At 46.5% G+C, this 14341-nt stretch carries 14 protein-coding genes; 11 read left to right on the top strand and 3 right to left on the bottom strand.

Going from position 1 to position 14341, the window contains the following annotated elements:
* Window positions 1–212 precede the first annotated feature (212 nt).
* From AB3N00_RS19035 to AB3N00_RS19020, 4 genes are all read left to right on the top strand, one after another.
* Window positions 213–848, top strand: coding sequence for a 50S ribosomal protein L25 (locus AB3N00_RS19035; RefSeq protein ID WP_175397228.1), 636 nt, complete (start codon window positions 213–215; stop codon window positions 846–848).
* Window positions 849–1142: 294 nt separating this feature from the next.
* On the top strand, window positions 1143–1661 hold the full coding sequence (locus AB3N00_RS19030) for a hypothetical protein (RefSeq protein ID WP_413035975.1): 519 nt from the start codon (window positions 1143–1145) through the stop codon (window positions 1659–1661).
* Window positions 1662–1933: 272 nt separating this feature from the next.
* Window positions 1934–2899, top strand: coding sequence for a helix-turn-helix transcriptional regulator (locus tag AB3N00_RS19025; protein WP_413035974.1), 966 nt, complete (start codon window positions 1934–1936; stop codon window positions 2897–2899).
* A gap of 44 nt (window positions 2900–2943) precedes the next feature.
* Complete coding sequence (locus AB3N00_RS19020; protein WP_413035973.1) at window positions 2944–3306, top strand: HIRAN domain-containing protein; 363 nt, start codon at window positions 2944–2946, stop codon at window positions 3304–3306.
* A gap of 76 nt (window positions 3307–3382) precedes the next feature.
* On the opposite strand, the gene AB3N00_RS19015 is transcribed toward AB3N00_RS19020, so the two are convergent.
* Entirely contained in the window at window positions 3383–4477 is a 1095-nt protein-coding gene (locus AB3N00_RS19015; protein WP_413035972.1) for a glycosyltransferase family 4 protein, read from the bottom strand.
* 228 nt (window positions 4478–4705) lie between these two features.
* Between AB3N00_RS19015 and AB3N00_RS19010 the strand changes: the two genes are divergently transcribed.
* From AB3N00_RS19010 to msrA, 6 genes are all read left to right on the top strand, one after another.
* Window positions 4706–5020: a DUF3817 domain-containing protein gene (locus AB3N00_RS19010; protein ID WP_413035971.1), complete on the top strand. Its 315-nt coding sequence runs from the start codon at window positions 4706–4708 to the stop codon at window positions 5018–5020.
* Window positions 5021–5314: 294 nt separating this feature from the next.
* Complete coding sequence (locus AB3N00_RS19005) at window positions 5315–6133, top strand: TerC family protein (RefSeq protein WP_413035970.1); 819 nt, start codon at window positions 5315–5317, stop codon at window positions 6131–6133.
* Between the two features lie 664 nt (window positions 6134–6797).
* The gene (locus tag AB3N00_RS19000) at window positions 6798–8261 is read left to right on the top strand and encodes an RtcB family protein (RefSeq protein ID WP_413035969.1); all 1464 of its coding nucleotides are present in this window, start codon (window positions 6798–6800) and stop codon (window positions 8259–8261) included.
* The gene (locus AB3N00_RS18995) at window positions 8261–9565 is read left to right on the top strand and encodes an AAA family ATPase (RefSeq protein ID WP_413035968.1); all 1305 of its coding nucleotides are present in this window, start codon (window positions 8261–8263) and stop codon (window positions 9563–9565) included. The genes AB3N00_RS19000 and AB3N00_RS18995 overlap by 1 nt, the downstream gene beginning before the upstream one ends.
* Before the next feature lie 283 nt (window positions 9566–9848).
* Window positions 9849–10106: a GlsB/YeaQ/YmgE family stress response membrane protein gene (locus AB3N00_RS18990; RefSeq protein WP_175397236.1), complete on the top strand. Its 258-nt coding sequence runs from the start codon at window positions 9849–9851 to the stop codon at window positions 10104–10106.
* 195 nt (window positions 10107–10301) lie between these two features.
* Window positions 10302–10817, top strand: coding sequence for a peptide-methionine (S)-S-oxide reductase MsrA (msrA, locus tag AB3N00_RS18985; RefSeq protein WP_413035967.1), 516 nt, complete (start codon window positions 10302–10304; stop codon window positions 10815–10817).
* 115 nt (window positions 10818–10932) lie between these two features.
* Here msrA and AB3N00_RS18980 read toward each other — a convergent pair whose 3' ends face one another.
* Window positions 10933–11745, bottom strand: coding sequence for a putative RNA methyltransferase (locus tag AB3N00_RS18980; protein WP_413036081.1), 813 nt, complete (start codon window positions 11743–11745; stop codon window positions 10933–10935).
* A gap of 334 nt (window positions 11746–12079) precedes the next feature.
* Window positions 12080–13351 (bottom strand): hypothetical protein, encoded by a 1272-nt coding sequence (locus tag AB3N00_RS18975; protein WP_413035966.1) that lies wholly within the window; start codon window positions 13349–13351, stop codon window positions 12080–12082.
* A 257-nt stretch (window positions 13352–13608) separates the two neighbouring features.
* On the opposite strand from AB3N00_RS18975, the gene AB3N00_RS18970 reads away from it, so the two are divergent.
* Window positions 13609–14205: a restriction endonuclease gene (locus AB3N00_RS18970; protein WP_413035965.1), complete on the top strand. Its 597-nt coding sequence runs from the start codon at window positions 13609–13611 to the stop codon at window positions 14203–14205.
* Window positions 14206–14341 lie beyond the last annotated feature (136 nt).

Here is a 14341-nt window from a genome sequence, read left to right as displayed (position 1 = left end):
GGCTGTCTTTTTTTGGTCTGCTGAGTTTGGATTTTCATGTGAAAACCTAAAAAATGTACAGGCCAGTGTTTGAGAAGCACATTCATTGGGGTAAATATAGATATGGCCCCAGATTTGGCCACAGAAAAAAAGACCCATTTGGTCTATGAGAGAAGTCTAAAGCTTCCCAAACCAATACGAAGTAGGGATCCCTTGAAGGAGGATGTTCAATCATGAAATCCAACGGAAAAATGGCTCAACTTACTGCAACCCCACGAACTGAAAAGAAAGGTGCGGCACTGCGCCAGTTAAGACAGGGCGGACGTGTTCCGGCGGTCGTTTACGGCCCGGGACTGGAAGGTGCCTCCATACATGTAGATGAGAAAGAAATGCTGAAAGTAGCGCGCACAGGCCGCTCCGAGATGTTCAACCTCAATGTGGAGGGTGGCAAAACGGTTCCGGTGCTGATCAAAGATCAGCAGGAACGTAATGGACGTCTGCTGCATGTGGACTTTTTGCAAATCTCCAAAAACAAGCCGATCAGTGTAAGTGTATCGATCGACTTCCAGGGCACTGCGGCCGGTTCCAAAGCAGGCGGTGTATTCCAGACGCAGGAGACCCAGCTGGAGGTCGAAGGTTTGCCAGCAGATCTGCCAACTTCCATTGAGGTGGATGTGAGCGGATTGGAAATTGGTGATCGCTTGACCGCTGCCGATATCAAACTGGACAAAGGTTTGACACTGGTCACATCACCGGAGTCGATCGTCGCTTCCGTTATGCCACCACAAGCGGCTGAGGAAGAACCAACGGCTTCTGCTGATGAGGCAGAACCGGCAGCTGTGCAAGAAGAGAAGGCTGCAGAGGAATAAATGGGACACGGGAGTTCGCTTCCGATCGCAAAAAAGCCCGGTCATCATGACCGGGCTTTTTTGCGATCGCAGAGATTGTTATAATGAGCATTCCGCATAAATCCAATAAGCGATGTCCAATCCCTAATATTTAGAACCAAATGGTTCTGTTCGTCTATTTATCGTACCCGGGAGATAGTAGAATCGAATTATGCATAATGCTGATAATACATAACAAGTGGAGGCATGGAGCCGGAACGCAGACCCCTAATTGCACCGATGTCAGTTTAAGTTAATGTGAAAGTGGGTAAATTTATGTTTGATCCAACCGTGTATGACAATCTCAAGGTGGGCTTCGAGAATCATCTGTATGATCTCGATAACTTGGATGAGATTATTCACATTTCGAATCGGAAAGATAACTTGGAGATGGCGAGTATGTCCAGAGAATTTATACTGGAATTCTGCCTGAGGCAGCATACTGAAGTTAAGGGTGAGGTTGTGCTGCGAAGTTCACTTGAGGCGATTGCAGCCGAAATTTTGGAGACTCCAGGCGGACAGCCAGGATGTCACCTTGAACTTCGTTTTAGCATGATGACGCAGGAGCCAGAGGTGTTATGTCCGGCGATTCGCTCCATCGTTCAGTTGAGCTGGCCTGCGCAGCGTTTGGTACAGAACATTCATTACGTGTATGGAGGGAACCCCACTTTGTACGACGTTTCAACCAATATTTATTTTGATCGTAGTGTGAATGAAGACCAGATGGGGGATATCCCGGAGTTATGTGAACATTTGGTCAATGTACTGACACAATTAGTGCAATTGCACAATTGATATTCCTCAAAGCCCGATCTCTTCTGGAGAGATCGGGCTTTTTTAATAAATTTTTTAGGAAATTTTATAGGTTTTCAGGCTTAGGTATAAGGGCTTGTGTCTAATATTTTATGCAAGGAAGTCAGGTGGAATATAAGAAAATTGGAGAAAAAGCGCAATTGGACTATACATAATTGGTGAAAATGCGAAATGATGAATGGGACTAAAGATTTATATCTGCACTAAAGGAACTAGTTTTCCTTGCCGATAAAATATCGAAGGGGAGAAACTACATGACAGAGAAATTAGTTCGTCTGCTGCGTATACTTCAAGCTATACAAGCGAATCCCGGAATCACCGCCAAGGAATTGGCTGTGAAATGTGATACCACAGTGCGCACAATCTATCGTGATCTCCGGATTTTGGACAGGGTTGCCCCTATTATGAACGAAGGCTACGGCAAGGGTTATCGATTTATTGGTAATTTCGCCTTGTATCCGCTCGATTTCACGGAACAGGAAGCCATGGTCTTTTCCATGCTTCCTTCTGTCGTGGATACTTCACAGCTGCCGGCTGAATTCGATTCAGCTTTTGACAAGGTGATGTCGGTCCATACCAAAGTAAAATCGAGAAACAGCGATATTGTCGAAAATATCGCGGGTATCATTCGCATGGGCACACCTGCATACCGGGAAGAAGGCAAAGACCCCAATCTGCTCATTCCGATTATTGAAGCAATTCTGAATGAGGAAACCATACGTACCCGGTACCACACACTTACCGACAACGAAATAACGGCCCGTGAAATTGATCCCTATTATCTTATTCCCCGTGATCAGCGCTTTTATCTCGTCGGGTACTGCCATTTGCTGCATAAGGTTCGATTGTTTCGCATTAGTCGTTTTCTCGACGTGACCCGGACAGATGCCCACTTTGATAAGGCGGATTTCAATATAGCGCAGTATATGAAAAATACGTGGTCTGTTGACCGAGGAGACGAACATATCCATTTCAAGGTGAAATTTACGGAGAGAATGGCACCCTACATAAAAGAAGAAGAGATGTTTGTTCGTCCGCGAATGACGGATTTGCCGGATGGTGGTTTGTTATTCGAAGTCACTTTAAACAGCAGTCGTGAGTTCCTCATGTGGTTATATCAATTTGGCCCTCAAGCGGAGGTTCTTGAGCCCCGTGAATTTCGTACAGAGATCCGCAAACAACTGATTCAATGGTTGCAGCACTATGAGGGTGATGAATAATTCGTTTTTTATCATGTTGACAAAAAGGAAAAGGAGAAGTTGTTATGACCAGTAAATTATTTGCGGCGATGGATCGAATGGAGCACTATCATGGTGTTCAGGCATTGAATGTAGGAGATACGGTATTTTTGGTCAAGGATCCAAATAATCGTACAGATCATCATGCGATTAAGGTTGTTATTCCTCCAATAGGAACCGTGGGATATATCGTTAACGATCCAGTAGTCGTTCCGCATGGGTGCTGGGCAGGCACTGGTTTCTATGATGTCTTTCATCAGCAGACCTGTGCGAGGGTTCGGTTTGCCATGAAGGATATGATTATCGTGGAACTGATTGAAATGGTACATGTGCCCGTCCCACAAATGGAGTCATGGATTACAAGCTGGCAGTCACGAGAAAAAGCATAACCAGTTCCTCAATAGCACAGATTGGGGCAGTTAGTTATGCTCTTGATCTCCTGATCATTCACATGTACCATCCAGCTCATTGGTGGATAAGTCTCGTATATGCTGCCTCCAGATGCATGGCGGTTCGTGACCAGCCAAACTGGTTCACTGCACTTGCCCGGCCTGCTTTTCCCAAAGACTGGGCAAGCGCAGGGTCTCTGGCAAGTTTAAGAATGCAGGTAGCGAAGGGTTGAGGTTTGTCATAAGGAGAGACAAGGTAGCCGCTGCTTCCTGATTCGATAATTTCGCGAATGCCTCCATTATCCGAAGCAATAACGGGCAATCCGGAAGCCATGGCTTCAACGTTAACCAGTCCGAAGGCTTCATGCATTTGAGAAGGGCACACCAGGCAATCTGCGGCCCGGTACAAGTGGTGTATTTGTTCATGGGCAATCTGTCCAAGAAAAGATGAACGTACCCGCAGTTTTCTGGCAAGCCGACGCAGCTTGCGGACATAGACCTGCGGTCCCTTCCCGGCGATGATTAGTTGTATATCCATCTTCTGCTGCACAAGGGCTACTGCGCGAATCAGAATGTCCACACCTTTGCCCGGAATCAGCCTGCCTGCATACAGCACGGAGAATGGCTGTGACGGCTCTGGCGTTTGGGGATGCTTACCCTCGTTAATCGCAGGAGCAAAACGAGTCAGATCGGCGCCCAGAGGGATCACATTCATCCGATATTTCACGGAAGGGAATCGGCGTCCCAATCTCTCCCGGAGCGAGAAACTGTTGACGGCGATGCAGTCGGCTTGTCGTAACAACGCTAATCTTGCTGGTCCAGGCTGAGCAAAGGTCAGGGAGTGAAGAAACAGGATAGCGGGAATGTCAGGCAGGCTTCGCTTGATCCGAGCCAGGCAGCGGGGTCTGTTATCCACCTGAATGATATCGAATGAACTGTCCTTTAGGAGACGGATGACGGCTTGAATGTATTGATCGGGACTGCCGGATGGAACGCGGCGGATTGTAATTCCTTCAAGCTGCTCTTTTGCCGCAAGACCAGGCATTTCACGGCTAATAATCGTGACTTCATGACGAAATGCAAGTTCGCGAGCGATACCCAAGATACTTATTTCGACTGAACCGTTACCAGGCACAGGTAATTTCTCGGGTGCAACCATCGCTATTCTCATTAAGCAGCTCCTCCTTGTCCCATACTTGTAACAGAATCTTCGTCATATCTTATGCTCCGAAAAGGCATTTGGCGCCTCTAGAATATAGGGGTTGAATACCAGCACGCTTATGACGGGAATTGTTACTAAAAGCGAGGATATGTGCAAGTACCGATGAGGGATGTATTTGTGATATAATGTACAGGTTGCATATCATTTCGTTACGTGTATAGAAACAGGAGGAAAATGATGTTACATTCAACGCTGGGCCGCTTCCGTTTGCTGTTGTGGCTGCAGGGACTTTCATATGTGTTACTGCTGTTTGTTGCTTTTCCCTTGAAAAATGCAGGGATCTTGCCGCAATCAGTTACATGGTTTGGCAATCTATACGGATTTCTTTTCTTGATGTATATGTTGTTTATGGTCAGTCTGTACACCACGCAAAAGTGGCGTTTGCGTCGACCGATCGCTATATTTTTTATTTCGTTTATCCCGCTTGGCAACTTCATATATGACTTTTTCGTATTTCGAAAACTGAATCAGAGTCAAAGTGCCACCAAATAAAGCTTGACTTTGAGCAGCGTTGTGAATATGATGAGAACAGGTTATTTGAACCGTATGATTGTACCAACTTAAAATTGAATATTCCTGATGTTAAAGGGGAGTAGCTTTCACAGTAAAGTCGTCAATTCGGGATTACATCCCCGGCTTTATTGGCAGCAATTTGTTGTTAGCGAGACCTTTACCAAGTTTTCATGCTGGGTAAAGGTCTCTTTTTATGGATAAAAAGGATCTTTGCCAGCAATGGTAAAGGTCCTTTTTTTTGTACATCATAAGGATACTAAGGAGGAGTCAAATTTGGATTTGTCATTATTATTGGAGTATGGCTGGGTGCTAATCGTCCTGGTGGTCCTGGAAGGATTGCTGGCAGCAGATAATGCTTTGGTGCTTGCGATTATGGTTAAGCATTTACCGGATGAGAAACGCAAAAAGGCGTTGTTCTACGGTTTGCTCGGAGCCTTTATTTTCCGGCTAGGTTCCTTGTTCCTGATCTCGTTCCTGGTCGATGTGTGGCAGGTTCAGGCAATCGGAGCGCTGTATCTTCTCTACATCTCGATTAACCACATCGTCAAGAAAATCATGGGCAGTCGGAACAAGACAGACGAAGCAGCAGATGATGCACCGAAGAAAACCAAAAAACAATCCGGTTTCTGGATGACGGTTTTCAAGGTGGAAGTGGCGGATATCGCATTCGCAGTCGATTCGATTCTGGCAGCTGTAGCGCTGGCTGTGGCGCTGCCACCAAGTGGATTGCCTCCAATTGGCGGCTTGGATGGTGGACAGTTTATCGTCATCTTCTTGGGAGGATTTATTGGTCTCGTCATTATGCGTTTTGCAGCTTCATTCTTCGTCAAACTGCTTCATTCCCGTCCGGGACTTGAAGTGGCAGCCTTCGTTATCGTAGGTTGGGTAGGGGTTAAGCTCGCAGTCATTACGTTGGCGCATCCTTCGCTGGGTGTACTGGATGAACATTTCCCGGAAAATAAAATTTGGAAATTCGGATTCTATATCGTTTTGATTACCATTGCGGTATGCGGTTGGTTCCTGTCTTCCAAGGTTCCTGCCAAAGAGGACGAAAATCCGGTTGAAGAGTTGGAAAAGCAAGCAGGACACTAAGTTATATGCTGATATAACAACTTATATTTCCATGAAAAGCAGGGGCTGTAGACATACAGAACCTGCTTTTTTATTCAGCATTTTGCATCATTCGATTCCACTCGCTCCGGGGTACGATATATAGACGAATAGGACCATTTCGATCTATATATTGTAGATTGGAAGTCGCTTATTGGATTTATGCGAAGATGCACTATTATATGCATAAGAATGCAGAATGAGTTAATTTCCAAGAAAAGGGTTGACATATCGAAATGAATCCCATTAATATAAGACTTAACATTTACGAAGGGAGGCCGAAAGACATGATGGTTGGTTATGATTTGAAAGGGATACAGACACCAAGTCGCATAGATACAACTGCATATTCAGCTCATCGTCTCATCGGCCTCATACGGGCGACATAGGAGAAGGGGCGTATCTTTAACTTGTGAACCAAGCAGGAATGGATATGCCAACCTCGGCTTATATAGCGATAGGGGACAGAGGTATGATATTTTCATGCCGCTCTGTTCTCTGTTATTGTCATGAAGAAGTCATGGGCGATCGGTCCCATGGCTTCTTTTTGTTGTACGTACAGATCCGGATATGAAGATGCATGATCAAAATCTCTTATTTTTAAAAACAACTAAAAGGACAAGAACAGGAAGGAAACGTTACATTTATGAATACAGAATACAATTTATTTACAAGTCAAAAGGAATTTCCTGGCGGCTACCGGCATGAAGTGAAATTACCTGCAGGAGATTTGACGGTATATGCCGCACAACAGTTGTTTTCCTCACTGGATTACAAAGTGTTTGAAATGGCCAACAACAATCTGCAAATCCCCGGTATTTCCTATATGAGTTATACCCCTGACGTTCATGTGGGCGTAGGAACCTGCATCGGCACGACGGCGGTATGGGACGCAAAGACAGGTTATGTGTCCCCATCCATTGTGGGCAGTGATATCGGTTGTGGCATGCGTGTGCACATGACCAACCTGCACAGGGATGATCTGAAAGATGTAAAACTGCGCCGCAAACTGGTCAAAGCCATTGAGAAAGTACTGCCGATGGAAGCAAGTCAACGCGGCCATTTCTCGGACATCAGGCTGGAGCATATTGTTCGCAAAGGCTTGCATGGTTTGCCCAAAAAATATATTCCGGACAGCTACACACCGAAGAAATCAACTTCCATCACCCATGTCGAAAGCAGTAAGTTTGCTTATGATGAGGAAGTGCTGAATCTCGTTCCGGATATGACATGGCATCGTGCCCATCGTCAGCTTGGCACCTTGGGTGGGGGCAATCATTTTGCCGAGATCCAGGCTATTGAAATTGCAGAAGAGAACCGAGCAATCGCTGAAGCCTGGGGCTTGTACGATGGTCAGATTGTAGTCATGATCCATTCCGGTTCACGCGCTTGGGGCGGACATGTGAGTCAGACCAGTTCCTCTGCCATTGCCAAAGTGATGCAGCGAAATGGGCTCGGTACATCCGATCCGAGACTGGTTTTTGCTCCGCTGGAGCACGCCGAGGGGCGTCATTATGTGAACATGATGTATTCTGCATTGAATTATGCTGTGGTGAACCGACATCTGATTGCCTACGCCATCCGGGAGGCATTCCGGGAAGTGTTTGGTCCCAAATGTGAATTCCGTACACTGTATGATCTGATGCACAATTATGCCTGGGAGGAATCTCATGCAAAAGAGGGATCTGTATTTGTCCATCGCAAAGGGGCGACGCGTGCACTGCCAGCAGGCCACCCGGATAATCCGAAACCTTATCTGGCCACAGGTCATCCGGCGCTGATTCCGGGTTCCATGGGAACGGCCTCATATATCATGGTAGGTCAGCCACAGGGCGCGGATAACTATTATTCAATTTGCCATGGAGCGGGACGCATCCGGTCACGTACCGCGACCAAACGCCTGGTTACGGTAGAGGATTTTGCATCAGCACTGGGTGTGGGTACAGAAGATGAGATTGTGGTGAACCAGCGTTCACTTGAATCGATCATTGATGAATCGCCGCAAGCGTATAAGAATGTGGATGAAATTATTGATAGTGTTACCGGGGCAGGCCTGGCTCAAGTTGTAGCCAAATGCAAACCGCTTGCAGCCGTGAAGGGAGCCAAGTAATGAAAGTACAGAAGGAAAAAGCAATTCATACCCAAGCCATTTACGTTTATGACAATCAACAGGATGACCAGATCCGAATTCAGGGCTATGCCACTTATGCTCGCCTGATTCGGGGCATTATTGAAGCACTAAACAGTCGTTACGGAGTTCATTATGAGCTGTTTGCCAGTGACGATCCGAACAACGAATACTGGGAGCTGCTGAAGGAAGATCTATTGAGCGACAGTACCGAAGTGGAACTGGTTGCCCGTATTTTCGAGGATCTCGAGCTGCGTACGCTGCACTATGAGGATGATGGTGACGTCCCTACATATGGTGTTCATTATTCCATTCGCAACAACGTATTCGCCTATCCCAAATGGGGGGTAGCTCTCGTCCGTATTCCATTCTTCCGGGATAACGGCATCTACAACGAGGACTTTGTTTTTGCTGTAGGCGAGGAGGAGCTGAAGCAGTTTCTGGGCAGTGTACGCGAACGGGAACGGCAGCAGAATATGAAAAAGGTTACGGTATATACGGATGCCCGCAATGGCAGTGAACGTCATGTCGAATCCATCACCCGCTCGGTAGGAAGAGACGATGTGGTTCTGTCAGCCCAGATCAAACAGGATATCTTCCGCTCACTCGATCAGTTCTTCGAGGCGGATCGCTCATTTTATCGGGAGTATGACATTCCGTATAAACGGGGAATCTTGCTGTATGGTCATCCGGGCAACGGAAAAACAACCTTGGTCAAATCCATTGCGGGCAGTATTCCGGGCCCGGCTGCATATTGGCAGATTACCGAATATACCAACAGTGAATCGGTTCGGGAAGTGTTTGAGGCAGCCAAACGCCTGGCGCCCATGGTGCTGATCATCGAAGATATCGATTCAATGCCGGATGAAGTGCGGTCCTTTTTCCTGAATACACTGGATGGAGCGACATCCAAAGAAGGCATTTTTCTAATCGGAACAACGAATTATCCGGAGAAAATAGATCCGGGCCTTATGAATCGTGCCGGACGGTTCGATCGGGCCTATGAGATCCCGCTGCCTGATGAAGCGCTGCGCCTGCAATATTTGCAGCAGCGGGGATTTCACGTCTTTGCCGGCGAAGAAGGCACGCATGAAGCAGCTCGGCTGACGGATACGTTCTCACTTGCACAGCTTGGTGAACTGTATGTCAGTGCTGCATTGGAATGGCATCAGAATGGCCAGACGGATATCGTGCAAGTGATTCAGTCCATGCGGGGAGAACTGGATAAAAGCCATAAACACAACTGGCTGACCCAGCCTGGAAAAGGACGAGCGGGCTTTTATTAATTCCATTCACCGCCAAATATTATAAATCTCAATTGGGTATACTACGGTTGTCTGCCTCAACATACAATGACTTTCGGGAGGTACATCACACCGTTTAAAGCAGTTCAGGCTGAACGGAAAACAATATGCGTTGTTTCCTTGCTGGGAAGGGCTTGTCGTGCGGAGATGAAGCATATGAACAAAAGGTAATATACAACAATTTTTAATCCAGTTGTTTAAATGCTTCTGTAGCGGTTAATAGTAGACAGACAACAACAAAAACTTTTAATTAGAGGTGAATGATATGAGTTGGTTATGGGCATTAATTGTCGGTGGTATCATTGGATGGTTGGCAGGTTTGATCGTGGGTCGTGACATTCCGGGTGGTGTGATCGGTAATATCATTGCCGGTTTCATCGGTGGATGGTTAGGCGGCGTGATCTTCGGAGAGATGGGTCCAGAGATGGGCGGGTTCTACATCGTACCGGCATTGATTGGTGCCATCGTACTTGTAGCAATCGTAAGCTTGATCTTCCGTTCAATGGGTCGTAGTCGCGGGTAACCATTTCACTGCGCTACGAATGCATGGGAAATCATGATGTTTCCCACCTGAGAATGAAGAGGTTGATGAGAAGCCATTCGAATGGCTTTCCATCAACCTCTTTTTGTTTTAAGATGTATAAGGAAAGACCAGTAACGAATCAGGTTACACCATCGTTTCATGATAATAGCGGGGTGCATGAAGGGAAGCGAGACAATGGAAAAAGCAACATTTGCCGGCGGGTGCTTTTGGTGTATGGTTACACCTTTTGAAGAGCAGCCAGGCATTCACGGAATCGTATCCGGGTATACAGGTGGTCACGTTGAACATCCAACATATGAACAGGTCAAAACGGGAGAGACTGGTCACGTGGAAGTTGTAGAAATTACGTTCGATCCGGAACTGTTCCCGTATGAACGACTGCTGGAGCTTTACTGGCCACAGATTGACCCAACCGATGACGGTGGGCAGTTCCAGGACCGTGGGACCCAATATCGTACAGCGATCTTCGTTCACAATGAACGTCAGCGTGAGCTGGCTGAGCAGTCCAAGCAGGAGCTGGCAGCAAGCGGACGTTTCAATCAACCGATTGTAACTGAGATTCGTGATGCCGCTGTATTCTATCCGGCCGAAGATTACCATCAGGATTATCACAAGAAAAATGAAAAGCATTACAAGGAAGACCGTGCCCTATCCGGGCGGGATGAATTTATTGAAGAGAATTGGAAATAAGGTAGTAGTCATATGACGAACTAAAAAGCCGTGCAGATTCCATAAGGAACCTGCACGGCTTTTGGGTCATTCTATTGTCCAGTGGATCGTGCGGGTAGTCGGCATTCCGAAATGATTATAAGCTTGTCCCCACTAATATCTCTACATCAATAGTGATCTCCGACAGGGAATCCTTCATTCGTGCCAAGCCCGATTCCGTTGCATGCCAGGAAAGAGGGGTCATGTGAATGAGAGATTCCAATAGATGCTCTGGTACAGGCTGTGTATATGTGAGCGGGATGGTGGCGAGAACATGGTTATATTTTGCAAAACGGTTGAAGGTATGATCGAAGCTGTTCTTGTGTTCAAAACGATCAGGAAACAACAGCTCTCTCATTTCGATTAAATATCGCTCCCGAGGGATGACTTTGATCGTCCAACCTCCAGCCTTCCGTATTCTGCGGAATTCCTCATAGTTGGAAGGTGAAAGGATATTCAGAATCAGGTCCATCTGTCCTGCTACAAATGGATTGCAAGCGAGATCTCCAACAAACCAGATCTGTTGCGGGTAAGCAGAGGCAGCCAAGGCGATCCCTTCTTTGGCTATATCGAGTCCCCAGCCCACGGCAGAAGTGTCTTTCGTAATTTGATTCAGAAAGGTTCCTTCTCCTGCGCCGGCATCCATAATGTGCACAGGATGACTGGTTTCCGTGGAATAGTCAGCAACCCATGCACGAAGCTTTTCTCCAAGCGGAGCATAGACGTCGGTTTCCGACAAAATTCTCCGTTTGGCTGTAAATAACCTTTTGCCATAGTTCCCCTTAAAATTGCGTGTCATGACATTGATATAACCTTGTTTTGCAAAGTCAAACGCATGGCGAGACGCGCACTGGATATGGTTCTGGTCAACCTTGACTATTGAGCCATGGCAGATCGGGCAACTCAACATGTGGATATAAGAGTTCATAAGCGCAGCGCTGTTTTCTCTGCGGCGAATTGACATGGATAAACACCCCATTCATTCAGAATTAGATAACTGAAGAAAAGGGCATAGCAAATAAACCTCTAAAATGTTGAAAAAAAGAGGTTTATTTCTATGCCCAAGTTATCTGTATCGAATAAATTGAATGATCATGGGGAGATTATGCTCCTTTGCCAATTCTAAATAAAATGTGAGATTACGATTTTATTATAACAAAAGGATTGAGGATGACAAGCAAGAAAGGAAAAGTGAAATAAAAAAGCACCCTGTCAACCGTGAGCCGGTCATCCAGGGCACTTCCTTATTTTCCTGTTGAAGCTTTGAGCACATATTTGGATAATGTGTCATTTTGAATAGCATAAAAGACATGATTGATATACGTTGAAGGACTTTCCATGGAAGGAACCGATGCACTTGTGGTGTATACATGTACGTCTTCCAGGGTTTCCGGGTCCACAATATAACCTGTTTTGGCGAAATCGAGTTGGTACAGTCCATCCTGTGTCCGTTCAACCTGCATCAGGACAGGCTGCTGGTCCTTGAACGTGCGCTCGGTTACTTTGCCTTTCATGGTGTACAGTTCCAGCTTGGAACCTGTAAACAGGGTATAACCGCTGCCTGCCGTCTGAATGAAGGCATTGCCAGCAATGGTGCGTCCCCAGGCGAGTTTGCCGTCTGTGCCGAAGCCCATCAATTTGTTGCCCGTGTTTTCAAAGTTGGCGCGCATGATGATGGATCCATCGTCCAGTATAGCAAGGGATTCACCGCCACCGTCTCCTTGCGTGTTGGCATTGCTCGGGAACTGATAGAAGGACAGGCGGGTCAGCGAACGATCGTAAATCTCCACTTTAGGATTTGCTGCAGGCTGCCAATAGCTGCCGACTTTGGTTCTTTTGCTGGCATCGACCACAATACGGTCATTGCCTGCTTGAAGCACAGCACCGTTAATCGTTTTCTCGGTAATGAGTTTGCCTTTCTTGTCATAGAGCGAGAGAGCGGTTCGAACCGAACCATTGGACTGAGCGCCCTGACTTGAAGCGATTAACAAAGTCTCGTCATCGAGAAGATACAGGTCAGATGGAGCGGTTACCGTTCTAACCCAGTTTGTCTTGCCAGATGTATTAAACGAGTATACCTTCTTGGTTCCGTCGGAATATTCCATATATACATAGGCTGTGCCGTAACTGGTGTATAGCGAATCGGAGTAGGTTGTATACGGCCCGCTCTTATCGTGGAAAATATAATTCCATTTCACTTTGCCTGTTGTCGCATCCAGTGCCTGAAGTGTATCGAGCTGCCAGGCCAGCGTCGTAGCGCTGCTTGTCTTGGTTACGGGCTGGGAGGTATGCACGTATACCAAATTTTTGGCAGGTACTGCGTTGATGTCCTTGATCATGACGTCTTTTTCCGTGTTAACTTGGGATTGCATCAGGGAGGATGAAGTCCAAGCAGGTTTGGGAAGCGGCGCACTCTGTACCGCAGCGTAACCTGTTGTATTCATGCTGAAGAGGAGCACGCCGCTGAGTAGCAGGGTTGCCCATGTTTTGGTGTTGCGTTTGTTTGATATAAGCAAGTTATAAACCACCTTTCTTCAGTTCAAAATAGAACCGATTGTTGAATTCTACCATTTAATACAATTGGAATTCAACCCGAGAGACTGTAACCTTTTATCAATGAAGTATAATATTGTCCTTGTTTTGTGAAGTGTTACGGTTACAGGGAATTCATCTTCTTCCGATCAGGGTGGAAGTTTGCTATATTTAGTGCGGTAATCATGATGAATTGCGCACAGGCATGATTCAGGCAGAGGAACTGACAAGGAGAACAGACATGAACTGGAATGACAACTTTACCCCCTGGGTGATCGGATTAATTGTTGTATTATTGCTGCTGGCCTGGGTGATTCGGCGAATCATCAGACGGGGGCAGCGCATACGAAGTGAAGCCAATCCCCGCAAGATTTCGATTAAGGATATCGATAAAATGGAAGATGGGTCTGAATTTGAGCTGTATCTCTTTCATTTATTTCAACAGCTTGGCTATAATGAGGTTCATAAGACGACCAGCAGCCGGGATTTTGGAGCAGATCTCGTTTTTACGGACCGGTTGGGCAGACGTAATGTCATTCAGGCGAAGCGCTACGGAGCGAATCATCCCGTTGGATTAAGCGCGGTACAGGAAATCTATACATCAATGCGTTATTATGAAGCAGACCGCTCGATCGTCTTGACTTCGGCAAGATACACGGAAGCCTGCCGGACGCTGGCTGCGGTAAATGGTGTAAAGCTGCTGGACCGCGAAGATCTGATGGAATTGATCGTTCTGTTCAAATCGAGAAGAGTGGAAGAAGCCATGGAACGGATTGAAGAAGATGATCAGGAGCCTGTGGAGACCTGGCAATCCAAGCGGAAGCGGGTTACACGCTAAGCGTAAAATGGTAAATGCAATTTCAGAGGTCCCCAGTGGGGCCTTTTTTATGAAAGTAGGCATGATTCACTTTCACTTGGTTGCCTGCACATGATATATTGAGTGTATATCAACCAAAGGAGTGTGTGAATACGTT

This window comes from Paenibacillus xylanilyticus (assembly GCF_047246825.1).
GTDB lineage: Bacteria > Bacillota > Bacilli > Paenibacillales > Paenibacillaceae > Paenibacillus > Paenibacillus xylanilyticus_B.
The sequence above is the reverse complement of the archived record's forward strand: the minus strand, read 5'-3'. Positions and strand labels throughout refer to the sequence as shown.

Coding starts and splice junctions, on each gene's coding strand:
- AB3N00_RS19035 (WP_175397228.1), top strand. CDS start 213: ATGAAATCCAACGGAAAAATGGCTCAACTTACTGCAACCCCACGAACT.
- AB3N00_RS19030 (WP_413035975.1), top strand. CDS start 1,143: ATGTTTGATCCAACCGTGTATGACAATCTCAAGGTGGGCTTCGAGAAT.
- AB3N00_RS19025 (WP_413035974.1), top strand. CDS start 1,934: ATGACAGAGAAATTAGTTCGTCTGCTGCGTATACTTCAAGCTATACAA.
- AB3N00_RS19020 (WP_413035973.1), top strand. CDS start 2,944: ATGACCAGTAAATTATTTGCGGCGATGGATCGAATGGAGCACTATCAT.
- AB3N00_RS19015 (WP_413035972.1), bottom strand. CDS start 4,477: ATGAGAATAGCGATGGTTGCACCCGAGAAATTACCTGTGCCTGGTAAC.
- AB3N00_RS19010 (WP_413035971.1), top strand. CDS start 4,706: ATGTTACATTCAACGCTGGGCCGCTTCCGTTTGCTGTTGTGGCTGCAG.
- AB3N00_RS19000 (WP_413035969.1), top strand. CDS start 6,798: ATGAATACAGAATACAATTTATTTACAAGTCAAAAGGAATTTCCTGGC.
- AB3N00_RS18995 (WP_413035968.1), top strand. CDS start 8,261: ATGAAAGTACAGAAGGAAAAAGCAATTCATACCCAAGCCATTTACGTT.
- AB3N00_RS18990 (WP_175397236.1), top strand. CDS start 9,849: ATGAGTTGGTTATGGGCATTAATTGTCGGTGGTATCATTGGATGGTTG.
- msrA (WP_413035967.1), top strand. CDS start 10,302: ATGGAAAAAGCAACATTTGCCGGCGGGTGCTTTTGGTGTATGGTTACA.
- AB3N00_RS18980 (WP_413036081.1), bottom strand. CDS start 11,745: ATGTTGAGTTGCCCGATCTGCCATGGCTCAATAGTCAAGGTTGACCAG.
- AB3N00_RS18970 (WP_413035965.1), top strand. CDS start 13,609: ATGAACTGGAATGACAACTTTACCCCCTGGGTGATCGGATTAATTGTT.